This is a genomic window from Leifsonia sp. YAF41, from assembly GCF_052113185.1.
Lineage (GTDB): Bacteria > Actinomycetota > Actinomycetes > Actinomycetales > Microbacteriaceae > Cryobacterium.
On sequence record NZ_JBFRCS010000005.1, the window covers coordinates 25,697 to 49,278 of the forward strand.

Sequence of the window (23,582 nt, forward strand, 5' to 3'; positions counted from 1 at the left end):
CTTGATTCTGGTCACTTGCAGGGTTCGCCAATTGTGTGGTGAAGTTGCGCACATGCCGAAAAATCTCTCGAAATCTGCATTCCAGATGCAAAATCGCAAGAAATGATGCAGACATCCGCAGATTTTGACGTGACCGAAGAAGATCTCGCTCTGATCCACGGCCTGCAGATTGCGCCGCGTGCAAGCTGGAGCGACGCGGCTCGAGTGCTCGACAGCCACCCCACCACCCTGGCAGCCCGCTTCGGGCGACTTCGCGACGCAGGCTGTGCCTGGGTGACGACGCACCTCATCGGAACCCCTTCGCAACGCTGCCTCTCGTTCATCGACATCGAGTGCGAGCTGAGCCGGCGGGATGCGGTCATCGCCGCGGTCTGCGCCATTCCCGAGGTCGTTTCGGTCGATGTTTCGGCCCGCAACCGTGATCTCCTGCTGACCGTGCTCACCCCGTCGATGGCCGGGCTCAGCGACCAGATCTTTCCGCTGCTCTCCCGGATCGATGGCCTGACCCGCTACCAAACCTCGGTGTGCACCGCTCTGCACGTGAGCGGCGACGCCTGGCGGTTGAACGCGCTCGACAAAACACAGATCGCGGGATTTCGTGCGCTCGCCCCGCTCACCACGGCGACGCCACCCGTCGAGCTTTCGCCGCCCGCCTGGCCGATCACCGAGATCCTGGCTCGTGATGGACGCGCGACGGCCGCCGATATCGCGAGAGAAACTGGAATGCATCCGGCGACGGCCAGACGACAACTCGGGCGCATGCTGGCAAGCCGCGCCGTGTCGTTTCGCACCGAAATCGCTCAGCCGATTTCCGGGCTCCCCCTGACCTGCCAGTGGTTTGCCAAGGTTCCGGCCGGCCAGCATGAGCTGGCCGCCGAGGCGATCCGTTCGCTGCCGAACGTGCGTCTCTGTGCCTCCACGACCGGGCCCACGAACTTCATCATCGTGATGTGGCTCACCGGGATCGCCGAGGTCATGCCAACCGAGAGGCTCATCGTCGAGAAGATTCCCGGCATCGAGCTCACCGAGAGCGCGATCGCCCTCAACATCGTCAAACGGGTGGGCTGGATGCTGCGCCCCGACGGAACGTCCACGGGCACCGTTGTCACACCGCGACCACCAACATCCGGGCTTGCATCGTATACGATCTAACCAACGGGCGAACGGTCAACAACGCATCGAACAAAAACGCGACACGACGCTGACGCCCGAGTTCCCATCAACAAGGAAGTGGTGCTGAACGTGTTGGAACCCTCACGGATCGCCGAGATCGCCGACGAACTCTTCGAAGCCGACCGGTCTCGCACCACGGTGCCCCGGCTCACCGCCCGCAATCCCGAGATGACCGTCGAAGACGCCTACGCGGTCCAGAGCCTGTGGAAAGAACGCGGCATCGCAGCCGGTCGCCGGCTGGTCGGCCGCAAGATCGGCCTGACCTCAAAGGTGATGCAGGTCGCCACCGGGATCACCGAGCCCGACTACGGCGTCATCTTCGACGACATGATCTACGAAAACGGCGCGAGCATCCCGTTCGATTCCTTCTCGAATGTGCGCATCGAGGTCGAACTCGCCTTCGTGCTCGGCAAGCCGCTCGAAGGCCCGAACTGCACCCTGTTCGATGTTCTCGACGCGACCGACTACGTCATTCCGGCGCTCGAGATTCTCAGCTCCCGCCTCGAAATGCCCGGACGCACCATCGTCGACACGATCTCGGACAACGCCGCGATGGGCGGCATGGTGATGGGCGGCAACCCCGTCAAAGTGGGCGACGTCGACCTGCGCTGGGTCGGGGCGCTGCTCTACCGCAACCAGACCATCGAGGAATCGGGTGTCGCCGCCGCCGTGCTGAACCATCCGGCCGCCGGCGTCTACTGGCTCGCCAACAAGCTCGCCCAGCACGGTACGCGATTGGAGGCGGGCGAGATCATCCTGGCCGGTTCCTTCACGCGCCCGATGTGGGTCGAACGGGGCGACACCATTCACGCCGACTACGGACAGCTGGGAGCAATCACATGTCGTTTCGAGTAGACCCCACTTTTCGGGACACCCTCGCCGCAACCGACCGCCCCCAGATCGGGATGTGGGTCTGCTCCGGCAGCGCCCTCGTCGCCGAGATCTGTGCCGGGAGCGGCCTCGACTGGCTGCTCATCGACACCGAGCACAGCCCGAACGGCCTGGAGTCGACGCTCAGTCAGCTGCAGGCTGTCGCCGCCTACCCGATCGTTCCGTTGGTGCGGGTTCCGATCGGCGACCGGGTGATCGTCAAGCAGCTGCTCGACCTCGGGGCGCAGAACCTGCTCATCCCCATGGTCGATGACGCCGAGCACGCCCGCGAAATGGTGGCCGCCGTGCGCTACCCGCCGCTCGGGGTGCGCGGGGTCGGCAGCGCCCTGGCCCGGGCGGCACGCTGGAACCGCATCGACGGCTACCTGGCGAATGCCGACGACACCATTTCGTTGTTCGTGCAGATCGAAACCGCACTGGCCGTGCAGAACGTGGCGTCGATCGCGGCGGTCGACGGCGTCGACGGCTTGTTCATCGGACCCTCAGATCTCGCCGCATCCCTGGGCCTGCTCGGTCAGCAGGATCACCCGGATGTCGTCGCCGCGGTCGAACACTGCATCCGCACGATCGTGGCACTCGGCAAGCCGGTCGGGGTGAACGCATTCGCGCCGAAAACTGCCGAACGCTACCTGGCGGCGGGGGCGAACTTCGTGCTCGTTGGGGCGGATGTCGCGATTCTGGCGCGCTCCTCAGAGGCCCTCGCGCAGAGGTACATTCACGATCGTGCTGTCTCCGCGCCCGCGTCCGCGACCCCACCCGATCAGGCGCCGCGCGCGAGCTACTAGATCCCGCACAGTGCGCCTCGGAATGGGGGAGGCGCTGGATTGCTCGCTCCGAGAGGATGGGAGGCACGATGGCTGAGTCGCCTCTCGCCGTTGTCCCGACAAAGGAGAGCCTTCAATGCCGCATGCCCACCGTCATTTCCACATGACCAAGGCAGGGCGTTTCCTGGCGCTCACCACCGCTGCCACCCTGTCACTCGGCTTCCTGAGCACGGGGGCCGCCCTGGCCGCACCCGCACCAGGGCCGACAGTGTTGAACAGCGCGACGACCACCGCCGTCGCGTCGACTCTGAACGTCAGAGCGCAGACCGGAGAGTGGGCTCTTGCGCTGGGATCGATCGATCCCTCGCGCAATCGGCTCTATCTCGCCGTCGCGTCTGAGGTTCCGAAGGTCGCTCAGGTCGACCTGTCCACGGGAGCAGCCACACTGATACCCCTCGGCGCCGCCGGCGCCTACGCCGCAATCGACACCGCGGTATCTCCGGTGGACGGCACCGTCTATGTGGCTCACAACAGCTACGACCCGGGCATCTCAGTGATTGACCCGTCGCAGATCGGCGCGGGAGCACCGCTCCCCCCGGTGATCACCACCGGGCTCGAGGACAACCCCCAGCAGCTCGATGTCGGAAATGACGGTCGCGTATACGCCCTGCATCTCGGACAGCGCACCGTGTCGGTGATCGGGGCCTCTGACGGCCCGGATCGCCTGAACGTCGTGCAGACGCTGACCGGCCTCGAAAGCAGAGAAGGGAACATGGCCATCGACAACGACCGTGACCGTCTCTATGTCGTGAGCCCGGTGTCCAAGACCCTCACCGTCATCGACACACAAGCGGTTCCCGCGGTCGTGCTCGGCGTCATTACCCTTGCCGCCTCGCCGGTCGGGGTCGGGGTCAATGCCGCAACCGGTCAGGTTCTCATCACCAGCATCGTTGACAATTCCGTGTCGTGGCTCACCGTCGCCGACGACCAGGAATCAGCCATTGTCACGCGCACTGAACCGCTCGCCCCGCTGCCAGTCGGAGCGAGTTCGGCGTCGCAGCCGGCATCGATCAGCGTGCGCGCCGACGGAACCACCTTCGTCGTCACGACGGTGTACCCCTCACGCATCCGCTCACAGGTCACGGTCATCCCGCCCGTCGTTTCGGCGGCCACCCCCATCTCGCTCGCCACCGTCGGCTTTGGAGCGAACGGCGGAGTCTTCGACCCGCGCGCGGGCGGCACACTCTATGTACCCAACGGCAGCCAGGGCACACTCTCCGAGATCAGCGATGTGACGTTGTCGACCTACGCCACCAGCACCAGCATCGGTTCGCCCGGAACGCTCCGGGCAACGGTCAGCCGGTCGGATGCGCGTGCGTTCACCGGCACCGTCAGCTTCACCGATTCGTCGGCTCAACCGCTCGGCACCGCACCGGTCGACGCCTCGGGCACCGCTGAACTGGCCGTGAGCAACCCGCCGCTCGGGTCGCTCGGCTTCACCGCGGCCGTCGCCACTCCCCAGGAGATCCCGCTCAGCGCGGCCGGCACACTCACCGTCTCGAAGGCCGCCTCGACGACAACCCTGACGACTTCGACCGTCGTCGAAGGGACATCCGCGTCCGCCACCATCGAAGTGACCGGCCTCACCGGGGTTGCCGCGACCGGCGGCTACACCGTGACAACAGCTGCGGGCCTCGTACTCGCCTCCGGCACCCTGACCGATGGTCGGGCGACGGCGAGCTTCACTGCTCCTCCGGCTGGCACGACGTCCGTCATCGCGCATTTCGCCGGTGACAGCACACTGCTGGCCTCCGACTCGGCCGCAGTCGATCTTGTGGTGACCGCCCGAACCCCGGCCGTGACGGCACCCGCGACACAGGGCACCGTCGGCGGAAAGGCGAGCGTCTCAGTCTCCGGCTTCGCCCCGGGAGAGAACGTCAGCGTCACGCTGCATTCCGACCCCATCTTCCTCGGCACGGTCAAGACCGACAGCGTCGGCTCCGGCACGCTCACGTTCGTGGTTCCGGTCGTGGCTCCAGGGCTGCACCACATCGTCGCGGTGGGCGAAACCTCAGGTCGCGTGACCACGTTGCCCTTCACCGTCGCTGCGACCGGGACGACTACCCCGGGCACAACGACCCCCGGCACCGGAACTGGCGGCACTGCGTTGGCGAGCACCGGAACAAACCCGGCCGCATCCCTCTGGCTCGTCGCCCTACTCGTGCTGCTCGGTGCCGGCGCCTGTGCCGTCGCCGGCACCAGGCGGGCGCGCCGGGTTCACTAACCCCACGCTCGCGAGAGGTCGCAGACCCCCCCCCATGAACTCGATCGAGGGGGCGGACTGCGACCTCTCGCGTGATTAACCCCTAGAATCGTCAGGTCTGACGGCTTTGGCCGTTGCGCCCGGAAAAGGGGCGCTGAGCGATCGGGAATCGCATCGCGAGACATATACGGAAGAACACCCGCTATATGACTCGTTAAGGATTCACCCATGACCACTGTGTCAACGCGCGTCGCCGACGCCATTTCTGCCCACGTCACGGACGTCTTCGGCGTGATGGGCAACGGAAACGCCCACTTCATCAACGCCCTCTTCACCGGCGCAGGGGTGACCGACGACACGACCCGTGTGCGCTACACCGCCGTGCGCCACGAGACCGCCGCCGTCGCCGCCGCCGACGCCTACTTTCGCGCCTCCGGCCGTGTCGCCGTCGCCACCGTCACCTACGGCGCCGGCTTCACCAACATGGTCACCTCGCTCGCCGAGTCGGTGCGCGCCGGAATCCCCCTCGTCGTCGTCGTCGGCGAGGCCCCGACCGCGGGACTTCGCCCCTGGGACATCGACCAGGTCGCCCTGGCCACTTCGCTCGGCGCTGAAACCTTCACCGTCGGCGCCGACGATGCCGGCCGAACCACGCTCATCGCGCTCGAGCATGCCCTGAACAACCGCACCGCCGTCGTGCTCGCGATCCCCTACGACTTGGTCGCGGCGCCGGCCGGCGATGAGACGCTCCCCACCGAGCTCCGCCTCACGGCACCGCTCGCCCCCACCGCCACCGAGACGGATGCCGCCGCGGCCGTGCTCGCGCAGGCCCAGCGCCCCTTCATCTTGGCCGGCCGGGGCGCCTGGGTGTCCGGCGCGGCCGACGCGCTCGGCGAACTCGCCGACGCCCTCGGCGCCGTGACCGGGTCGAGCGCGCTGGGCCGCGGAATCTTCCCGAAGCAACAATTCGACCTCGGGGTCACCGGCGGCTTCGGTCAAGACGAGGCGATGGCACTCGTGCGCACCGCCGACGTCGTGCTCGTTGTCGGCGCGAGCATGAACCAGTTCACGATGAGCTTCGGCTCCCTCTTCGCGCCCGGAACCACGGTCATCCGGATCGACGAGGATTCCGAGGCGACGCATCCGCTGGTCACCACCCTGATCGTCGGCGACGCCCGCCTCGCCGTCGAGGCGATCGTGGCCGACCTCGCCCGCATCGACGCCGCCGCATCGGGCTGGCGCGAAGCGATCGACGGCTTCGCCGACGGCTCGCTGCATCGCCGCGATGCCGGCGATGAGAACCTGCCCGACGGCCTGCTCGACCCGCGCCGGGTCGCCACTCGTCTCGCCGAGCTCCTGCCCGACGACCGCGTCGTCGTCTCCGACGGCGGGCATTTCATCGGCTGGGCGAACACCTACTGGCCGGTCGCGGCCCCGAACCGGATGATGATGGTCGGCACCGCCTTCCAAACCATCGGCCTGGGCTTTCCGAGCGCCGTCGGCGCGACGACCGCCCTGCCAGACCCGACGCTCGTGATCACAACCGGCGATGGCGGCGGCCTGATGGCGCTGGCCGACCTCGACTCCGTCATCCGCTCGACGAGGCGCGGCGTAATCGTGGTCTGGAACGATGCCGCCTACGGCGCCGAGATCCACATGTACGGACGCATGGGGCTCGATACCCGCCCGATGATGATCGAGCAGGCCGACTTCGCCGCGCTCTCCCGTGCGCTCGGCGGTCACGGTGACGTGATCAACACCCTCGACGACCTGGATGCGTTCGAGCAGTGGTTGGCCACGGATGCCGACGGCGTCTATCTGCTCGATTGCCGCATCTCGGGCACGATCATGGCGCCGTATCAGCACGAGATCTACGCGTTCGCGACGGGCAAGCACTAGAGCCCACCATTCCCCTCCGCCGAGTTTGACCGTTCCGGTCGAGAATCCCCGGCACATCGGGGTGTCTCGACCGAAAGTGTCAAACTCGGCGGGTTCTCGGCGGGGTTGAGCGGGTGAGCGTTAGACGACCCGCGCGGGCGGACTCACCGTCAGCGCCGGGTCGCGCACGACAACGGCGCCTAGCGCCGCATCGATCGCCGTCATCTGCTCCGCCGGGATACGCACGCCACCGGCTGCGACATTCTCGATAATCTGCTCCGGCCGGGAGGCCCCCACCAACGCGGCAGACACATTGTCGTTCTGCAGCACCCAGGCAATCGCGAGCTGCGACATCTTCAGCCCGAGGTCGTCGGCGATCGGTCGCAGCTTCTGCACCGCGGTCAGCACAGGTTCTTCCATCAGTCGCGAGATGAAGTTCTTGCCGCCCTTGTCGTCCGTGGCGCGGCTTCCCTCCGGTGCCGGTTGACCGGGCAGGTATTTTCCGGAGAGCACGCCCTGGGCCATCGGCGACCAGACGATTTGGGCGATCCCGAGCTCCTTCGACACCGGCACGACTTCGGCCTCGATGACCCGCCACAATGCGGAGTACTGCGGCTGGTTCGACACGATTGAGAATCCGGCCTGCTGGGCCAGAGCCTGACCGGCGCGCAGCTGCTCGGCGTTCCACTCCGAGACACCGATGTAGAGCGCCTTGCCGGAGCGCACGACATCCGCGAACGCTTGAATCGTCTCCTCCAGCGGGGTCTCGTAGTCGAAGCGGTGCGCCTGATAGAGATCGACATAGTCCATCTGCAGCCGTCGCAGGGAGCCGTTGATGCCCTCCATGATGTGCTTGCGTGAGAGGCCGGTGTCGTTCGGCCCTTTCGGCCCGACTGGCCAGTACACCTTGGTGAAGATCTCGAGGGATTCCCGGCGCTGCCCGGCGAGCGCCGCCCCGAGCACGTCCTCCGCCGCGCCGTTGGCATACGTGTCGGCGGTGTCGAAGGTGGTGATTCCGACGTCGAGCGCTGCCCGAACGCAGGTGCTCGCGACATCGCTTTCCACCTGGGAGCCATGGGTGATCCAGTTGCCGTAGGTGATTTCAGAGATTTTGAGGCCCGAAGCGCCCAAGAAGCGATAGTCCATGGGCTCAGCCTACGAATTCGATCGCTGATGGCCTAGTGATTTCGGTGGTTCTCGATCACCATCCTTGGCAACCACCGCCAGATCGTATATCATTTGTGATACCACGATCGACGAGGACGTAATGAGCAACGAGACCTTCACTACACCGGGCAAGATCATCGCCGTGCACCTGAACTATCGCTCGCGTGCCGAACAGCGCGGCCGCATTCCCGCCCAGCCGTCGTACTTTCTGAAGCCGAGTTCCTCGATCTCCGCCACCGGCGAGGTTCTCGAGCGGCCGGCCGGCACCGAACTTCTCGCCTACGAGGGCGAGATCGCCCTCATCATCGGCGAGCGCACCCGCCGTGTGTCCCCCGCCGAAGGATGGTCGCGCGTCTCCGGCGTGACGGCAGCCAACGACTTCGGTCTCTACGATCTGCGTGCCGCCGACAAGGGGTCGAACGTGCGCTCCAAAGGCGGCGACGGCTTCACCCCGATCGGCCCCGGCGTCATTCCTTCCATCGACATCGACCCGGCCGCCCTCCGCGTGCGCACCTGGGTCAACGGCGCGCTCGTGCAAGAAGACACCACCGACACCCTCCTTTTTCCGTTCGGCCAGCTCGTCGCCGACCTCTCCCAGCTGATGACGCTCGAGCCCGGCGATATGATCCTCACCGGCACCCCGGCCGGATCCTCGGTCGCCCGCCCCGGCGACGTCGTCGAAGTCGAAGTGGATGCGCCGACCGCGCCGGGTGCGCCAACCAGCGGCCGTCTGGTCACCACGATCACTGCGGGCACCGAACCGTTCGGCGATTTTGGCACCAAGCCGAGCGTCGACGACCTGCAGCGCACCGAAGCCTGGGGCAGCGCGGAAGCCGCCGGGCTCGCTGCAGCGGCCATCCCCGCCGCACCGCAGGCATCCGCCCCCGCCTTCCAGCTCACGCCCGAACTACGGGAACGCATCCTGAGCGTCGGCGTCGCAACACTCAGCGTGCAGATGCGCCGCCGCGGCTACAACGACATTTCGATTGAGGGCGTCGCCGCCAACAAGCCCGGCGCGAAGATGGTCGGACGCGCCCGCACTCTGCGCTTCGTGCCGTTCCGCCCCGACCTCTTCGAATCGCACGGCGGCGGCTTCAACGCTCAGAAACGCGCCTTCGATACGGTGAATGCCGGCGAGGTGCTGGTGGTCGACGCCCGCGGCGTGCGTGAAACGGGCACAGTCGGTGACGTGCTCGCGCTGCGCGCCCAAGTGCGCGGCGCCGCCGGAATCGTCACAGATGGCGGCGTGCGTGATTTCGATATCGTCGCGTCCCTCGATATCCCCACCTTCTCTCAGGGCCCGCACCCCTCGGTGCTCGGCCGCCGTCACGTGCCGTGGGACGCCGACGTCACGATCGCCTGCGGCGGCGCGGCAGTGCAGCCCGGTGATGTGATCGTCGGCGACGGAGACGGTGTCATCGTGATTCCTCCTGCGCTTGTCGTAGAAGTCGTCGACGCGGCGATCGTGCAGGAGCGCGAAGAGGCTTTTGTGGCCGAGATGGTCGCGGCCGGTGAGCCGGTCGACGGTTTGTTCCCGATGAACGCGGCCTGGAAGAAGCGTTACCTCGAATGGCCGGGTGTCTGATGCCTTCCCTCAGCAAGGCCCAGTTGGCTCACCAGTGGATCAGCGAGCGCATCAACGACGGCCGTTTCGTGCCCGGCTTTCGTCTGGTGCTCGGTCAGATTGCCAAGGAACTCGACGTCAGCGTCGTGCCGGTGCGCGAAGCGATTCGTTTGCTTGAAGCCGAAGGACTCGTGACCTTTGAGCGCAATGTCGGCGCGCAGGTAGCGATGATCCAGGAGACCGAATACCTGCACACCATGCAGACCCTGAGCATCGTCGAGGGCGCGGCGACGGCGCTGTCGGCGCCAACCCTCACCGCCGATCACTTCGCCCGGGCGCGCGTCATCAACGCACAGATGATCGCCTGTCTCGATGACTTCGACCCGCACCGGTTCACCCAGCTGAACCTCGAATTTCACTCCGTGTTGTTCGAGGAATGCCCGAACCCGCACATTCTCGACCTGGTGCACCGCGGCTGGAACCGGATGAACGTGCTGCGCGACTCCACCTTCAGCTTTGTGCCGGGCCGGTCCCGCGCATCGGTGCAGGAACACGAAAACCTGCTGCGACTGATCGAAGGCGGGGCGCCCACACTGGAGATCGAACTCGCGGCACGAGCTCACCGCACGGCAACGCTCGACGCGATGTTGGCGTACCAGGCCGAGCACAAACATCCGTCTGCAGCTCAGCCGGCCGAGGCTCCCTTGCCGACCGGCAACGCTGCAGCGACGGCCTACTGATTCAGCCCTGCCCCCAATCTGCCTGATCCAATGGAGGAAAGACACAGATGAACCACTACATTCCCGACGGGCTGCCGTCGTCGATTCAGCATTTCATCGGCGGCGCGTTCGTCGACAGCGTCTCGGGCAAGACCTTCGACGTGCTCGACCCGGTGTCGAACCAGACCTATGCGACGGCCGCGGCCGGCCAGCAGGAGGACATCGACCTCGCCGTCGCCGCCGCGAAGGACGCCTTCGACAACGGCCCGTGGCCGCGCATGAAGCCGCGTCAGCGTTCGCGCATCCTCAACAGGATCGCGGATGCGATTGAAGCGCAGGATGCCCGCCTCGCCGAACTCGAATGTTTCGACACCGGCCTGCCGATCACACAGGCTCTCGGCCAGGCGCAGCGCGCGGCCGAGAACTTCCGCTTCTTCGCCGACCTGATCGTGGCTCAGGCGGACGACACCTACAAGGTTCCTGGCCTCCAGGTGAACTACGTCAACCGCAAGCCGGTCGGCGTCGCCGGGCTGATCACGCCCTGGAACACCCCGTTCATGCTCGAGAGCTGGAAGCTGGCCCCTGCCCTCGCGTCCGGTTGCACCGTCGTACTCAAGCCGGCCGAGTTCACCCCGCTGTCGGCCAGCCTCTGGGCCGAGATCTTCCGCTCCGCCGGCCTGCCCGACGGCGTCTTCAACCTCGTGAACGGCATCGGCGAAGAGGCCGGCGACGCGCTGGTCAAGCACCCCGACGTGCCACTGATCTCCTTCACCGGCGAGACGACCACCGGCCAGACCATCTACCGCAACTGCGCGGCGAACCTCAAGGGCATGTCGATGGAACTCGGCGGCAAGTCTCCCGCCATCGTCTTCGCCGACGCCGACCTCGAGGCCGCCATCGACTCGACCCTGTTCGGCGTCTTCTCGCTCAATGGCGAGCGCTGCACCGCCGGCAGCCGCATCCTCGTCGAACGCAGCATCTACGACGACTTCTGCGCCCGCTACGCCGCCCGCGCGAAGAACATCGTGGTTGGCGACCCGCACGACCCCAAGACCGAGGTCGGCGCGCTTGTGCACCCCGAGCACTACGCCAAGGTGATGAGCTACGTCGAGATCGGCAAGGGCGAAGGCCGCCTGCTCGCTGGTGGCGGTCGTCCCGAGAGCCTGCCGGAGGGCAACTATGTTGCACCGACCGTGTTCGCGGATGTCGCCCCGAGTGCCCGCATCTTCCAGGAGGAGATCTTCGGACCGGTCGTGTCGATCACCCCGTTCGACACGGACGAGGAGGCGCTGGCTCTCGCCAATGGCGTGAAGTACGGCCTCGCCGCCTACATCTGGACGAGCAACCTGCAGCGCGCCCACACCTTCGCCCAGTCGATTGAGGCCGGAATGGTCTGGCTGAACTCGCACAATGTGCGCGACCTCCGCACCCCGTTCGGCGGCGTCAAGGCCTCGGGCCTCGGCCACGAGGGCGGCTACCGCTCGATCGACTTCTACACCGACCAGCAGGCCGTGCACATCACGCTCGGCGCTGTGCACACCGCCCGCTTCGGCGCCCACTAAAAAACAAGAACTCGCCAACTCGTTGGTCGAGGAGGCCCGCCAGGGCCGTCTCGAGACCACGCGAGTCGATCTTCAAACGCAACCCGCGTTCAGAGACTGGCTCGCGAGATCTCGAGACGCGGCCTCCGGCTGCTCCTCGATCAACGGCAAATACTCAACGAGGAGACATCATGAGCACCACAGCACCCATCCCCACCCCCTCCATCGCGCCCCCGGACATCCTGCGCTGCGCTTACATGGAGATCGTCGTCACCGACCTCGCCGCCTCGCGTGAGTTCTACGTCGACATCCTCGGCCTCGTCGTCACCGAAGAAGACGAGAACTCCATCTACCTGCGCTCCTTCGAGGAATTCATCCACCACAACCTGGTGCTGCGCCAGGGCCCGGTCGCCGCCGTCGCCGCGTTCAGCTACCGGGTGCGCACGCCCGAAGACGTCGACATCGCCGAGGCCTACTTTCGCGAGCTCGGCTGTCGCGTCGAGCGTCGCTCCGAGGGTTTCGTCAACGGAATCGGCGACTCGGTGCGCGTCGAAGACCCGCTGGGCTTTCCGTACGAGTTCTTCTACCAGGTCGACCATGTCGAGCGGATGTCCTGGCACTACGAGCTGATGGGCGCCGGCGCTCTGGTGCGTCTCGACCACTTCAACCAGGTCACCCCCGATGTGCCGCGTGCGCGTGCCTACATGGAAGATCTCGGGTTTCGGGTGACCGAGGACATCAAGGATGAAGACGGCGTCACCTACGCCGCCTGGATGCGCCGCAAGGACACCGTGCACGACACCGCCCTCACCGGTGGCGACGGTCCGCGGATGCACCACATTGCGTTCTCGACGCACGAGAAGCACAACATCCTCTACATCTGCGACAAGCTCGGCGCCCTGCGCAAATCCGATGTGATTGAACGCGGCCCCGGACGCCACGGCGTCTCGAACGCGTTCTACCTCTACATCACCGACCCCGACGGCCACCGGGTTGAGATCTACACGCAGGATTACTACACCGGCGACCCCGACAACCCCGTCGTCACCTGGGATGTGCACGACAACCAGCGCCGCGACTGGTGGGGCAACGCTGTCGTGCCGAGCTGGTACACCGATGCCTCGCTTGTGCTCGATCTCGACGGCAACCCACAGCCGATCGTGGCGCGCACCGACGCGAGCGAGATGGCCGTCACGGTCGGCGCCGACGGCTTCTCGTACACCCGCGAGGGTGACGTGGAGAAGGGTTTCAAGCTCGGCAACACGCTTTAACCATGTATCGGGGTGCCCCGCGCATTTCAGCGGGGCACCCCGAAGCTTGGTTGACTCACGGCCGGTCGACTCCTCTCATCAGTCGAGGAGCGTACGTTCGCCGATCTTGCTCGTGCTTCCCGCCGGCATCAATTCATCGCGCGTGCGCCGGCACAATGCATCGAGCCGGTCGGGGTCGACGAGCTCGCGCCCCGTCCCCTTGGCCGGAAACCCGGCGACCGGGCTGCCGTAGCCGATGACGACAGCGGCGTGGGCGGTTCGTCCTCGCTCATCGACGACCAACATATCCACGGTGTCTTTGTGGCGCTGTGTGGTCAATGCATTCGCGTAAAGCAACAACGCCTCACCCAGATCGCTTCCCGTCAGGATCGATCCGCTGGTGTGGAAGATGTGCATCATTCCCGGTCTCCTTCGCTGTTGAAGAGAAGGGGGCGTGCGCCCGATCGGGCGCCGCCGGAGCCGCCGCTAGCTCAGTGACAAAGTGGCGTGGACGCGCTGCGGCAGTGACCGCGATTCCACGTCAGTAGCTGAGGTCTTCAACCATCGCTCGATCGGCATCGTCGAACTCCCACGCCCGATACTTCGAGTCGTCGTTGTGATGTGCCGGTCGCTCGTCGGGTGCCACCGTCTCGATGTCGTCCGGAACATCCGGATCGGCATCGGTGACAGCCGGATTGCTGTCAAGAAGAAAAAGTTTCATCGCCAGACTCCCGATTCCTCGCGATTTGAATAGTTACAATCCGGCCGGGGTCTGGGGCTTCTCTTAAATATAGAACGGCATCAAATCTGACGCTACCGGTTGATACAGTCGGCCTGTTTTAGCCTGCTCATGCACCGGTACTCATGCAACCGCATGCAACCGGTGGTCTCATGCAATCGGCACAGGTGACGCCGGTTAGAGTTCCAACGTGCGTGCGACGATACCGGCGGCGACATCGCCGAGTGCCAACTGGTGAGCGCGCGCATAGCTACGGATCAGGTCGAATGAGTCTTCCATCGTCGCGTTCCGCGTGTGGGCCACCACCCCCTTGGCTTGCTCGATCAAGACACGGCTGTTCAGGGCGCGTTGAAGTTGTTCCCTCGCGATGTCGTTCTCCCGAATCGCGCGTTCTTGCAGGATGCTGATCGTCGCGACATCGGCGAGTGCCTGTGCGATATCTACGTCGCCCCGATCGAGCACCCGGGGCTGCTCCCAGAACAGGTTGAGCGAGCCGATCGTCGTGTCACGCAGTCGCAGAGGAACGGCTTGAAGCGAGACGAATCCTTGCTCCAACGCAGCGGAGCGGAACTGCGGCCAGCGCGGGCCCACCTGGTCGATGTCGGGCACCGCGATCGGCTTGCCAGTCGTGACGCATTCGAAGCAGGGTCCGCCGCCGACACGCAGCTGCATCAACTCGACAAGAAGGCTGCGTTCGTTAGTCGACGCCACGACCTCCAGCTCGCCGTCGGCATCTGCCAGGAGGATGCCGGCGGCCGAGGCGTCAAGAATCTCCGCGGAACTCTCGACCAGCGTGTGCAACATGTCAACCATGTCGTATCCGGCCACAAGGGTATCCGCCAAGGCGACAAATGTCTCGACGAGCTGAATCTCTCTGGTCTTCAACGCCATACCCTTTATTCTAAAACTCGGTATTCGGAGACGATAGGTCAAGTCGACGTTCGACAATTGCATTCGCCGTTTCACGTACTGATCTGCCGTGCGCAAAGGCGTGTGCCCGGATGATGATGTGGGCGTCGGCGGCTGTCACGTTCAGTTGCGCGAGAACCATGCCCGTTGCTTGATGCTCGACCCGACGGGAGTACTCCTTCTCACCGGGCACAAACTGTGCATCCAATTCGTGCGAAGCCATCGCCCGTTTGAGCAGCTGCACCGCCGCGAGATCGGCCAGGGCTATTGCGTCATTGACCTGCGCCGAGGTGAGCTCGCCGGGAGATTCGGCGTACAGCTCGACCGCCCCGATTTCGAGCGATCCGACGGCAAGCGGAAACGCGTACAGCGCACCGACCGCATCCGCAGAAAGAGCCGCAAGGAGCATCGGCCAGGCCGATCGGCCAGGTTGGGTCAGGTCGGAGGCAAACACAGGTGCTCGCCGGGAAAAGGCGTCCCAGCTCGGGCCTTCGCCGAGGTCGATCTGTAATTCGTCGACCCGCGCGGCTTGCGGGTTTGTCGCACACACCGTCTCGATGCCGAACGGTGCCCCGAGCATCGAAATTGCGGCGCCGTCAATCGGGAGAACCGCGAGAAAGGGATGGCACAGGCTGGTACGACGTTCAAAGGCATTCGAGAGCTCACCAGTGGCCACAGCCATCGCATTGCGCTCAGACATGACGCGTCCCCCCGTCAAACTGAAGATACCAAACAGCCACGTTACCCCCGCGGTCTATATGAAGGATCTGAATCCGACAGCGCACCCGTAGCTGCGGCTCGCCGACGTGATTTCAGAGTACCGCGTGGGCCGGGGCGCATGAGATTTCTGACGAGGCCGGCCGAGAGGATACTTGAGGGATGTACCGCGAGCTCCCGTCCCACGTTCCCGGAGCGACGCTCTGGCGCACGGATTCGACGGAGTTCGCCGGCGCAACTCGAATCGTTCCCGACGGCTCCATCGACATCATCTGGCTCGGCGATCGACTGATCGTCGCCGGAGCAGACACTCACGCCCAGTTCGCCCAGGCCGTGCCGAGACGACCCACGGCGGGCATCCGATTCGCACCGGGCTTCGCTCCGGCTCTCCTCCACACAGCCGCCTACGAACTCACCGACCAGCGAATCCCCCTCGACACGATCTGGGCCTCACGACTCGTCGACCCGATGACCGAGCGCTTGCAATCCAGCGGGGCAACGGATGCCGACACGCTCGCCCACACCCTCGACCAACTGATCGTCGCCCGCCTCGACGCTCTCGACCTCGGCCGCGCCCATCGCAGCCGGGGACTGTTTCAATTGGCCGACGCCGGATTGTCCGCAGGTCGCATCGCCGATCGACTCGGTCTCTCCTCGCGCCAGCTTCACCGACGCGCCGTCGATGATTTCGGCTACGGGGTGCGCACTCTCCAACGCATCCTCCGCTTCCAGCGCGCTCTCACCATGCTCGAGCGGGGCCTCCCCCTCGCCGACGTGGCCGCCCTCGGCGGCTTTGCCGACCAGCCGCATCTGTCCCGTGAGGTACGAGCCTTGGCCGGTGTCACCCCCGGTCAGCTGGCCGGCGAGTCGGTCAGCGCTGCAAACAGGTCGACTGAGTTGCCGTCGGGGTCGAGAAGCGTCGCGTAGCGCTGCCCCCAGAAGGCATCCCACGGTTCGACATGCGCGGTGAACCCGGCACTCACCATGTCTGCGAAGGCCGCATCGACCCCGGCCGGCGACTCGCAGTCGAACGCCAACGCCACGCGGTGGCTCCCGGTCGGTGCGCTCCACGCAGGATCGAAGGTTCTGATCGTGTCGATGGTGTCCCAGCCCAGGCGCAGCCCGCCGGGCAGGGTCGCTTCTACGTGCGGCTCGGCATCTGAGTTCTCCGGGATGGGCACCCCGAGGCGCCGATAGAAGTCGAGGGAACGCGCCATGTCGGCCACGACAAGGCCGATGAAACTGAAGTGAATGCTCATACCGACAGACTACAAAGCGGGCTTCACCCCGTCTTGAACGATTCGGACATCAGGCGAGTCCGAGGCGCAGCCAGTCAATCAGGAGTGCCCGGCCCACTCCTCGTCGCCGTCCTCGGCATCGTCGGCCGGCGAGTCAGCGTCCGGTGAATCAGTAGCTGGCACCGCCGCATCCGGCATTTCCGCGGCCGGCTGCTCAGTAGCCGTCTCCTCAGTAGCCGGCTCCTCGGCAGCCGACTCGTCGACGATCGTTTCAGACCGCGCAAGCACCGCGCCGGCATGCGCGAGCTCGGCCAAGGCCGCTTCGCTCGCCGTCGCCGCGACTCCCGCGATCAGGTCGGTGAACACCCGCACGTGCTGGCCGTGATCAAGCGCGTCGAGCGCCGAGGCCCGCACACAGTGGTCGGTCGCGAGACCGACGATGTCGACATCCGTCACACCGCGCGCGGTCAACAGCGCGCCGACGCTCTCGCCTGCCTCTGTCGTGCCTTCGAAGATGGAGTACGCCGCCTTGCCCTGCCCTTTACGAATGTGAAAGGTGACCGCGTCGGTCACCAGTGCCGGGTGGTACTCGGCGCCGGGGGTGCCGGCCACACAGTGCACCGGCCAGGTGGTCACGAAATCGGGCGCAGCATCCCGGGCGAAATGACCACCGTTGTCGTTGTCGATGTCATGCCAGTCACGGGAGGCGAAGACGCTGTCGTAGTAGAGCGGATGCTGCGCCAAGAGTTCGCTCACCCCGGCGGCGACCTGGGTGCCTCCGTCGACGCCGAGAGCACCGCCCTCGGTGAAATCATTCTGAACGTCAATGATGAACAGTGCTCTGGCCACGGTTCGCTCCTCTTCACTCGTTCCCGACTCAAGCTTCTCTGATTCAAACACTCAATTGTTCGACAGGTTGTCTCCGCAGTTGAAGAATCCGGCGGTGATCGTGTCGATGGCTTGTTTGGCGCTGTCGTCTACGTCGCCGAGGGCATAGACGGCGAAGGTGAGCGGGGTGCCGTCTGCCGCGTGAATCACCCCGGACAGGGTGTACCCGGTGTCGATCCACCCGGTCTTGGCGAAGACGGCGCCGTCGGCCACCGAGTTGTCGCCGGAGAACCTGTCGCTGTAGCTGAGTGACCCACTCTCCCCGGCAATCGGGAGGCCGTCGAAGATCACGCCGAGGTTGCCCTCGCGGGCGTTGATCTTGATGAACAGCTGGGTGAGGTACGACGGCGGTACCGCGTTGTTGTCGCTGAGTCCCGAACCGTCGGCAATGACGATGCCGGTGGTGTCGATGCCATACGGCTTCAGCCCGGCGACCGTTGAGGTGGCCATCGCCGCGAAGGTGTTTCCGGCGCCCGACTCAACGGCGACGAGGCGGCCGAGCATCTCGGCGATCGCGTTGTCCGAGACGATCAGTGATTGCTGAATGAGCGTGGAGACCGGCGCAGACTGCACGGTGCCGAGCACTGCGGCGCCGGCCGGGGCCGTGCCCCTGGTGACGTTGACCGAGCCGGGAAGCAGCTCGGCGAAGGCCTCGCCGGCGCGGCCGACGGGGTCCTCGCTGCGCTCCGACGTGCTGCGGTAGGGATTGTCGCGGTCGCCATCGACCTGTAGGGCGGTGATCTCAGGCATGTAACCGTCGGTGAGTTCCTTGCGGTTCCAGCTGGGTTCCCAGCCCGGGTCGCCGAAGAACGACGAGTCGAGAACGAGGGAGGTGATCGGGGTGCCGGCGGTGGCCGGGTTCGCCTTCCAGGCTGCGATTGCCTGGTCGGCCAGGCTGTCGAGGTGCGCGGCGCCCGGGTAGGTCGATTCGTCTCCGGTGCTGGTGCGGGACAGCGTGAGGTCGCCGCCGCCGACGAGAACGATGGAGCCGGGCTCGCTGCCGGCCACGACCGTGGTGGTGGCCCGGTAGTCGGGGCCGAGCACGGTGAGCGCCGCGGCCGAGGTGAGGACTTTGAGTACGCTCGCGGTGCGCGACGGGGTGCTGCCGCCGCGGTCGAAGAGGATTTCGCCCGTGTTCGCGTTGACGACCTGCCCTTGGAAGCTGCCGAGTCGGGGGTCGGTGGCGAGGCTGGCGACGCTGCAGGTGCGCAGTCTGCTGGCCACGGCTTCACCGGCGGGAACCGCCCGCGGCGGAACGGTTGGCGTGGCAGTCGGGGTGGACGTCGGAGAGGTCACGGCGGCCGACGACGCCGACGGCGATCCGGTTGACGCTCCGGCCATGACCGCGCCCGTGCCCAGAAGCGCGAACACGGTGGCCCCGGCGACGACGCTGGAGGCCACTCGGTGGCGGCTGAGAAAACCGAGGAATCCCAAACGCTGCGGCTGGGTTGTCGACGCGGATGCGGCATCCGTCGTGTCGGCAGGGCTCGCGTCGGCGGGTGTCGCGTCGGCAGGCGTCGCGGAGTCGGGGCGGCCGGTCAGCTCGGGGTCAGGTTCTTGCACCCCCATATTTTAGCCATCGCGGGGTGGGAGACCCCTCCGAGCGGCTGTCACGAAAACCGCAACGGTCACCGCGTGCCGCACAATCTGTGCGGCGCACGGTGACCGTTGCGCAATTCTTGCGGTCTAGCTGACCGCGACGAGCTCGGCGCGAGCCGGGCGCAGGCCCGGCGCCGCGCGGCCCTCCCCCGTGCGGCTATTCGCCCGGGTAGCGCAGACCGATCTGCTCCCGCACGGCGTCGAGGGTCTGCATGATCGCAACCGACTCCTCGGCCGGCATGATGGTGCTCGTGAGCGCTCCGGCGCGAATCAACTGCTCGGCTTCGGCAGCCTGATAGTGCATCCCCCGACCGTTGACCTCGGCGCTGAACGACTCGAGCACGACACCGTTGTTGTCGATCACCCGGAACGTCGTCGGCGAGTACCAGACCCGGTCGATGTCGATTCGGGCCGTGGTGCCGAGGATCGTCGCCGCGTTCGGCCCACGAGTGTCGCTGGCCGAGAGGGTCGAGGCGATCCGGCCACCCGAGTAGCGGAAGATCGTCGCCACCTGAGCATCCGCGCCGGTCTCTTTGAAGGTGGCGGATGCGAGGATGCTCTCCGGCTGGCCGAACAGAGCGTGAGCGAACGACAGGGGGTAGATGCCGAGGTCGAGCAGTGCTCCGCCGCCGAGCGCCATCGAATTGATGCGGTTCTCGGGGTCTTCGGAAAGCCTCTGGGTGTGGTCGGCGATCAGGGTGCGCACCTCGCCGAGCGTTCCCGCCTCGAGAATTTCGCGGATGCGCACCATGTGCGGCAGAAACCGGGTCCACATTGCCTCGAGCACGAGAAGTCCCTTGCTCGCGGCCAGATCGACGATCTGGCGCGCCTCAACGGCGTTCAGAGCGATCGGCTTCTCGATCAGCACGTGCTTGCCGGCGTTCAGGGCCAGTGCCGCGTTCGCGGCGTGGAACGGATGCGGCGTGGAGATGTAGACGATGTCGACATTCGGGTCGGCGACCAGGGCTTCATAGCTCGCGTGGGCCGTCGGAATGCCGAACTCTGCGGCGAAGGCATCGGCGCCGGTTTGCGACCGGGAGCCGACTGCGGCTATCTGAAACCCGTTGAGCACGAGGTCGTGGGCAAATTCGTGGGCGATGCCACCGGTGGCCAGGATTCCCCAGCGAAGCGCGTCAGTCATGCCGCGAGCCTAGCGCGCCGCGGGATGCTCGTTAAACGAAAACTGGCCACCAGCCGGCGAGGGCTGGTGACCAGTTGTCGGGCCGCCTATCAGAATCGAACTGATGACCTATTCATTACGAGTGAATCGCTCTACCGACTGAGCTAAGGCGGCTTGATCCACACGCTCCTCCGAAGAAGAACGCGGTGACACAAGAAGATAGCTTACCCGATCCAGCGAGGAGTCACGTACACGTCAGCACGTCACGTCCGCACGTCACGTCAGCACGTCACATCAGCGCATCAACACTTCGGATCGGCGGCGGGCACCGTCCCGTTGATCAGATAGTCGTCGACCGTGTCATTCACACAGGCATTGGACTTGTTGTAGGCGGTGTGACCTTCACCCTCATAGGTGACGAGGTGTCCGCTCTCGAGCTGCTTGGCCAGGCTCACCGCCCAGGAATATGGCGTCGCCGGGTCGTTCGTGGTGCCGACAACGAGAATCGGGGCAGCGCCGGGCGCATGGATCTCGCCGCGCTCCACGGTGGTCTTGTGGGGCCAGTTTGCACAGCTGATGTCACCGAAGCTCATGAACGGGCCGATCACCGGGGCTGCTGCCGCGAGCTCGGCGGCCTGGGCGCGCATCGCGGCGGGATCGTCGTTGTAGCTGTAATCGAGACAGTTGATCGCGGTGAACGCTTCGGTCGAGTTATCGGAGTAGGTGCCGTCTTCCAACCGTCCGTTGTAGGCATCCGCGAGTTTGAACGCCGTGTCGGCGTCGCCGTGCATCACGCTGGTGAACATATCGCTGAGCACCGGCCAGGCGCCGGCTTGGTAGAGCGGAAAGATGATGGCGGTGAACAAGGTGCTCGACCCGAGCTGGCGACCGTCGGAGGCCGTGATCGGGCTGGCATCGACCGATTCGAGCAGGGCATGGATGGTGCCCATCGCGTCGTCGACGGTGCCGTCGAACGGGCAGTCCTCTCCGGCGAGGCAATCCTTCAGATAGGCACGCAGCGCACTCTCGAAACCCTGCGCCTGTGTGCGCGTGACATCGAAGTTGCTGGCCGACGGGTCGAGTGCGCCATCGAGCACCATACGCCCGACCTTGTCGGGGTAGAGGCCGGCGTAAACCGCGCCCAGGTAGGTGCCGTACGAGTAGCCGAGGTAGTGAAGCTGCGTGTCACCGAGCACGGCCCGCAGCAGGTCCAGGTCATGTGCGGCGCTGACCGTGTCGACCTCCCCGAGTAGGGCACCCGTGTTTGCCTGGCAGGCCGCGCCGAAATCAGCGGCGATCTTCTCCTGCTCAGCAATCCACGCATCCGTGCCGCGCGGTGCGTCGACAAGACCAAAAAGGTACTCGTCCATTTCGGCCGGGCCGTAGCACTTCACCGCTGTCGACCGGCCGACACCGCGCGGGTCGAAGCCGACGATGTCGAAGTTCTTCTGCAGACGCTTGTCGACGGCGTAGTCGAGGGAATCCTTGACGAAGTCATATCCCGAGCCGCCCGGACCGCCCGGGTTCACCAGCAGCGAGCCGATGCGGGAGCTGTCGGTCGACGGCTGGCGGACCAGGGCGAGGTCGACGCTTCCGACGCCCGGGTCGGACCAATCGAGCGGCGCCTTCGCCGTCGAACACTGCAGGCCCGATCCGCAATTGGACCAGGTGAGCGTCTGGCTGTAGAACGGCGCGAGGGCCGGGTCGACCTTCTCCGAGACCGGAACAGAGGTGCTCGGCGCCGGGTCAGGCAGAAACAGCGACACGCAGCCGCTCAGCCCGATGGTGAGAGCCAGGGCGGCAGCCACCGCCGCAAACGCACGAGTTCGTTTCATTGCAAGGTTCCTTTTCGTGGCGCCCTCTGAGTTGCGCCGGGCAGCGGATTCACCGACGAATCGCGGTCACCAACATTGCTTCGAGAGCAAGAGCCGGTGCCACGTTGGATTCAATTCTCTGACGCGCGATGGCAATCGCGTCGAGCGTTGCCACCGTTTGTGCGGCGGTGCACGAGGTGCTCGCCTGACGAAGCTCCGGCAGGAGCTCCCGGTTGATCACGGTGCTTTCACGGTCAAGCTGCACCATCATCACGTCGCGGTAGAGCGATGCCAGGTCAACGAGGATGCGGTCGATACCGTCGCGCAAGCCTCGCGTGGCACGCCGTTTCTGGTCGTCTTCGAGAGCTTTCAGCTGCCCGCGGAGCCCCGGAGGAACGGTGCCGCCCGGCTCGACACCGAGTGAGCGCAGCACGCCGGCGCGCTCGGCGGCATCCTGTTCTTCGGTGAAAGCCTTGGCATCGTCGCCTGCGATCGCCAGCAACCGGGCGGCCGTCATTACGGCCTGTGACACTCCCCGGATGCCGAGGGCGGCCCGCAGCGTCTCGTCGCGGCGGTCGCGGGCATCCGCGTTGGTGGCCAGGCGTTGTGCCATGCCGATGTGGCTCTGCGCCAGGCGCGCGGCGCGCTCAGCCGTTTCGAGGTCGATACCATTGCGTTTGACGAGCAGAGCCGCGACATCTTCGACACTCGGCACCCGCAACCGCACCGAACGCACGCGCGATCGGATGGTCGGAAGCAAGTCGGCTTCGCTCGGCGCGCAGAGGATCCAGACGGTGCGCTCCGGCGGCTCCTCGAGAGCCTTCAACAGAACGTTTGAGGTGCGCTCGACCATGCGGTCGGCGTCTTCGACGACGATCACCCGGTAGCGGGACATCGACGGAGAGTATTGGGACCGCGCGACGACCTCTTTGACGGTGCCCATCTTGATGATGACGCCCTCGGTGCTGAGCACGGTGAGATCAGGATGCGTGCGGGCGTTCACCTGACGATGGGTCGCCTCGTCACCCTCGGGAGTGCCGGGGCTGAGGAGCGCCGTCGCGAATGCGAATGCCAAGTTGGAGCGCCCCGATCCGGGCGGCCCGGTGATCAGCCAGGCGTGCGTCATCGACGCCGATTCGGCGGAAGAGCCGGCTGATGCGCCTGCGGCTGCGCCGGTATCAATGCCGGGACGCGCGGCGGCGGCCCGAAAAATGGCAATCGCATCGGCCTGCCCTGTCAGGTCGTCCCATGCTGCCATGGTTCAAGGGTACCGTCCGGCGCTGACAGAGTTCTCCGGTCGCGCAGACAGTTTCGGCGCGGTATATCCCGGTGGGCGCGGGGTAGAGCG

At 65.8% G+C, this 23,582-nt stretch carries 20 protein-coding genes, 1 tRNA gene and 1 pseudogene; 10 read left to right on the top strand and 12 right to left on the bottom strand.

All coding sequences use genetic code 11. The features are described from left to right. Positions 1–102 precede the first annotated feature (102 nt). The 5 genes from AB4Y63_RS06065 (at position 103) to AB4Y63_RS06085 (ending at position 6,990) form a co-directional block, all read left to right on the top strand. Positions 103–1,152: an Lrp/AsnC family transcriptional regulator gene (locus tag AB4Y63_RS06065; RefSeq protein WP_441790153.1), complete on the top strand. Its 1,050-nt coding sequence runs from the start codon at positions 103–105 to the stop codon at positions 1,150–1,152. A gap of 90 nt (positions 1,153–1,242) precedes the next feature. Next, a complete protein-coding gene (hpaH, locus tag AB4Y63_RS06070; protein WP_441790154.1) occupies positions 1,243–2,028 on the top strand; it encodes a 2-oxo-hept-4-ene-1,7-dioate hydratase in 786 nt (261 codons plus the stop codon). Beyond that, a complete protein-coding gene (locus tag AB4Y63_RS06075; protein WP_441790155.1) occupies positions 2,013–2,849 on the top strand; it encodes an HpcH/HpaI aldolase family protein in 837 nt (278 codons plus the stop codon). The genes hpaH and AB4Y63_RS06075 overlap by 16 nt, the downstream gene beginning before the upstream one ends. Before the next feature lie 115 nt (positions 2,850–2,964). Continuing rightward, positions 2,965–5,112 (top strand): hypothetical protein, encoded by a 2,148-nt coding sequence (locus tag AB4Y63_RS06080; protein ID WP_441790156.1) that lies wholly within the window; start codon positions 2,965–2,967, stop codon positions 5,110–5,112. A gap of 207 nt (positions 5,113–5,319) precedes the next feature. Then, positions 5,320–6,990, top strand: coding sequence for a thiamine pyrophosphate-binding protein (locus AB4Y63_RS06085; protein ID WP_441790157.1), 1,671 nt, complete (start codon positions 5,320–5,322; stop codon positions 6,988–6,990). Positions 6,991–7,110: 120 nt separating this feature from the next. Here the strand turns inward: AB4Y63_RS06085 and AB4Y63_RS06090 are convergent, their stop codons facing one another. Beyond that, on the bottom strand, positions 7,111–8,115 hold the full coding sequence (locus AB4Y63_RS06090) for an aldo/keto reductase family protein (protein ID WP_441790158.1): 1,005 nt from the start codon (positions 8,113–8,115) through the stop codon (positions 7,111–7,113). 121 nt (positions 8,116–8,236) lie between these two features. On the opposite strand from AB4Y63_RS06090, the gene AB4Y63_RS06095 reads away from it, so the two are divergent. From AB4Y63_RS06095 to hpaD, 4 genes are all read left to right on the top strand, one after another. Then, the gene (locus tag AB4Y63_RS06095) at positions 8,237–9,721 is read left to right on the top strand and encodes a fumarylacetoacetate hydrolase family protein (RefSeq protein WP_441790159.1); all 1,485 of its coding nucleotides are present in this window, start codon (positions 8,237–8,239) and stop codon (positions 9,719–9,721) included. Further along, positions 9,721–10,440 carry a GntR family transcriptional regulator gene (locus tag AB4Y63_RS06100; protein WP_441790160.1) on the top strand — a complete coding sequence of 240 codons (720 nt, stop codon included), beginning with the start codon at positions 9,721–9,723 and terminating at the stop codon, positions 10,438–10,440. Before AB4Y63_RS06095 ends, AB4Y63_RS06100 begins: the two co-directional genes overlap by 1 nt. 47 nt (positions 10,441–10,487) lie before the next feature. Then, the gene (hpaE, locus tag AB4Y63_RS06105; protein ID WP_441790161.1) at positions 10,488–11,981 is read left to right on the top strand and encodes a 5-carboxymethyl-2-hydroxymuconate semialdehyde dehydrogenase; all 1,494 of its coding nucleotides are present in this window, start codon (positions 10,488–10,490) and stop codon (positions 11,979–11,981) included. Positions 11,982–12,151: 170 nt separating this feature from the next. After that, positions 12,152–13,231: a 3,4-dihydroxyphenylacetate 2,3-dioxygenase gene (gene hpaD / locus AB4Y63_RS06110; RefSeq protein WP_441790162.1), complete on the top strand. Its 1,080-nt coding sequence runs from the start codon at positions 12,152–12,154 to the stop codon at positions 13,229–13,231. Between the two features lie 78 nt (positions 13,232–13,309). On the opposite strand, the gene AB4Y63_RS06115 is transcribed toward hpaD, so the two are convergent. The 4 genes from AB4Y63_RS06115 to AB4Y63_RS06130 all read right to left on the bottom strand — a co-directional run bounded on the left by AB4Y63_RS06115 (position 13,310) and on the right by AB4Y63_RS06130 (position 15,558). Next, a complete protein-coding gene (locus AB4Y63_RS06115; RefSeq protein ID WP_441790163.1) occupies positions 13,310–13,630 on the bottom strand; it encodes a hypothetical protein in 321 nt (106 codons plus the stop codon). Between the two features lie 121 nt (positions 13,631–13,751). Next, positions 13,752–13,931 (bottom strand): hypothetical protein, encoded by a 180-nt coding sequence (locus tag AB4Y63_RS06120; protein ID WP_441790164.1) that lies wholly within the window; start codon positions 13,929–13,931, stop codon positions 13,752–13,754. Positions 13,932–14,126: 195 nt separating this feature from the next. After that, positions 14,127–14,840, bottom strand: a complete 714-nt coding sequence (locus AB4Y63_RS06125; RefSeq protein WP_441790165.1) for a GAF domain-containing protein — start codon at positions 14,838–14,840, stop codon at positions 14,127–14,129. 10 nt (positions 14,841–14,850) lie between these two features. After that, positions 14,851–15,558 (bottom strand): GAF and ANTAR domain-containing protein, encoded by a 708-nt coding sequence (locus AB4Y63_RS06130; RefSeq protein WP_441790166.1) that lies wholly within the window; start codon positions 15,556–15,558, stop codon positions 14,851–14,853. 179 nt (positions 15,559–15,737) lie between these two features. Here AB4Y63_RS06130 and AB4Y63_RS06135 point away from each other — a divergent pair, with 179 nt between their 5' ends. Then, a complete protein-coding gene (locus AB4Y63_RS06135) occupies positions 15,738–16,502 on the top strand; it encodes a helix-turn-helix domain-containing protein (protein ID WP_441790167.1) in 765 nt (254 codons plus the stop codon). Here the strand turns inward: AB4Y63_RS06135 and AB4Y63_RS06140 are convergent. From AB4Y63_RS06140 to AB4Y63_RS06170, 7 genes and pseudogenes are all read right to left on the bottom strand, one after another. Then, positions 16,427–16,834, bottom strand: coding sequence for a VOC family protein (locus AB4Y63_RS06140; RefSeq protein ID WP_441790168.1), 408 nt, complete (start codon positions 16,832–16,834; stop codon positions 16,427–16,429). The two genes, AB4Y63_RS06135 and AB4Y63_RS06140, sit on opposite strands and share 76 nt — an antisense overlap. Positions 16,835–17,095: 261 nt before the next feature. Continuing rightward, positions 17,096–17,662: pseudogene (locus AB4Y63_RS06145) on the bottom strand (isochorismatase family protein); the annotation flags it as partial. A gap of 51 nt (positions 17,663–17,713) precedes the next feature. Continuing rightward, on the bottom strand, positions 17,714–19,264 hold the full coding sequence (gene dacB / locus AB4Y63_RS06150; RefSeq protein WP_441790169.1) for a D-alanyl-D-alanine carboxypeptidase/D-alanyl-D-alanine endopeptidase: 1,551 nt from the start codon (positions 19,262–19,264) through the stop codon (positions 17,714–17,716). Positions 19,265–19,457: 193 nt separating this feature from the next. Then, positions 19,458–20,441, bottom strand: coding sequence for a Gfo/Idh/MocA family protein (locus AB4Y63_RS06155; RefSeq protein ID WP_441790170.1), 984 nt, complete (start codon positions 20,439–20,441; stop codon positions 19,458–19,460). 80 nt (positions 20,442–20,521) lie between these two features. Continuing rightward, a tRNA-Thr gene (locus AB4Y63_RS06160) sits at positions 20,522–20,594 on the bottom strand. A 128-nt stretch (positions 20,595–20,722) separates the two neighbouring features. Next, on the bottom strand, positions 20,723–22,255 hold the full coding sequence (locus AB4Y63_RS06165; RefSeq protein WP_441790171.1) for an alpha/beta hydrolase: 1,533 nt from the start codon (positions 22,253–22,255) through the stop codon (positions 20,723–20,725). Positions 22,256–22,304: 49 nt separating this feature from the next. Next, positions 22,305–23,492 carry a DNA polymerase III subunit delta' gene (locus AB4Y63_RS06170; protein ID WP_441790172.1) on the bottom strand — a complete coding sequence of 396 codons (1,188 nt, stop codon included), beginning with the start codon at positions 23,490–23,492 and terminating at the stop codon, positions 22,305–22,307. Positions 23,493–23,582: the final 90 nt, after the last annotated feature.

What these genes read in the sequence shown, in the direction of transcription:
- AB4Y63_RS06065 (WP_441790153.1), top strand. Translation starts at nt 103, where the DNA reads ATGATGCAGACATCCGCAGATTTTGACGTGACCGAAGAAGATCTCGCT.
- AB4Y63_RS06075 (WP_441790155.1), top strand. Translation starts at nt 2,013, where the DNA reads ATGTCGTTTCGAGTAGACCCCACTTTTCGGGACACCCTCGCCGCAACC.
- AB4Y63_RS06080 (WP_441790156.1), top strand. Translation starts at nt 2,965, where the DNA reads ATGCCGCATGCCCACCGTCATTTCCACATGACCAAGGCAGGGCGTTTC.
- AB4Y63_RS06085 (WP_441790157.1), top strand. Translation starts at nt 5,320, where the DNA reads ATGACCACTGTGTCAACGCGCGTCGCCGACGCCATTTCTGCCCACGTC.
- AB4Y63_RS06090 (WP_441790158.1), bottom strand. Translation starts at nt 8,115, where the DNA reads ATGGACTATCGCTTCTTGGGCGCTTCGGGCCTCAAAATCTCTGAAATC.
- AB4Y63_RS06095 (WP_441790159.1), top strand. Translation starts at nt 8,237, where the DNA reads ATGAGCAACGAGACCTTCACTACACCGGGCAAGATCATCGCCGTGCAC.
- AB4Y63_RS06100 (WP_441790160.1), top strand. Translation starts at nt 9,721, where the DNA reads ATGCCTTCCCTCAGCAAGGCCCAGTTGGCTCACCAGTGGATCAGCGAG.
- hpaE (WP_441790161.1), top strand. Translation starts at nt 10,488, where the DNA reads ATGAACCACTACATTCCCGACGGGCTGCCGTCGTCGATTCAGCATTTC.
- hpaD (WP_441790162.1), top strand. Translation starts at nt 12,152, where the DNA reads ATGAGCACCACAGCACCCATCCCCACCCCCTCCATCGCGCCCCCGGAC.
- AB4Y63_RS06115 (WP_441790163.1), bottom strand. Translation starts at nt 13,630, where the DNA reads ATGATGCACATCTTCCACACCAGCGGATCGATCCTGACGGGAAGCGAT.
- AB4Y63_RS06120 (WP_441790164.1), bottom strand. Translation starts at nt 13,931, where the DNA reads ATGAAACTTTTTCTTCTTGACAGCAATCCGGCTGTCACCGATGCCGAT.
- AB4Y63_RS06125 (WP_441790165.1), bottom strand. Translation starts at nt 14,840, where the DNA reads ATGGCGTTGAAGACCAGAGAGATTCAGCTCGTCGAGACATTTGTCGCC.
- AB4Y63_RS06130 (WP_441790166.1), bottom strand. Translation starts at nt 15,558, where the DNA reads ATGTCTGAGCGCAATGCGATGGCTGTGGCCACTGGTGAGCTCTCGAAT.
- AB4Y63_RS06135 (WP_441790167.1), top strand. Translation starts at nt 15,738, where the DNA reads ATGTACCGCGAGCTCCCGTCCCACGTTCCCGGAGCGACGCTCTGGCGC.
- AB4Y63_RS06140 (WP_441790168.1), bottom strand. Translation starts at nt 16,834, where the DNA reads ATGAGCATTCACTTCAGTTTCATCGGCCTTGTCGTGGCCGACATGGCG.
- AB4Y63_RS06155 (WP_441790170.1), bottom strand. Translation starts at nt 20,441, where the DNA reads ATGACTGACGCGCTTCGCTGGGGAATCCTGGCCACCGGTGGCATCGCC.
- AB4Y63_RS06165 (WP_441790171.1), bottom strand. Translation starts at nt 22,255, where the DNA reads ATGAAACGAACTCGTGCGTTTGCGGCGGTGGCTGCCGCCCTGGCTCTC.
- AB4Y63_RS06170 (WP_441790172.1), bottom strand. Translation starts at nt 23,492, where the DNA reads ATGGCAGCATGGGACGACCTGACAGGGCAGGCCGATGCGATTGCCATT.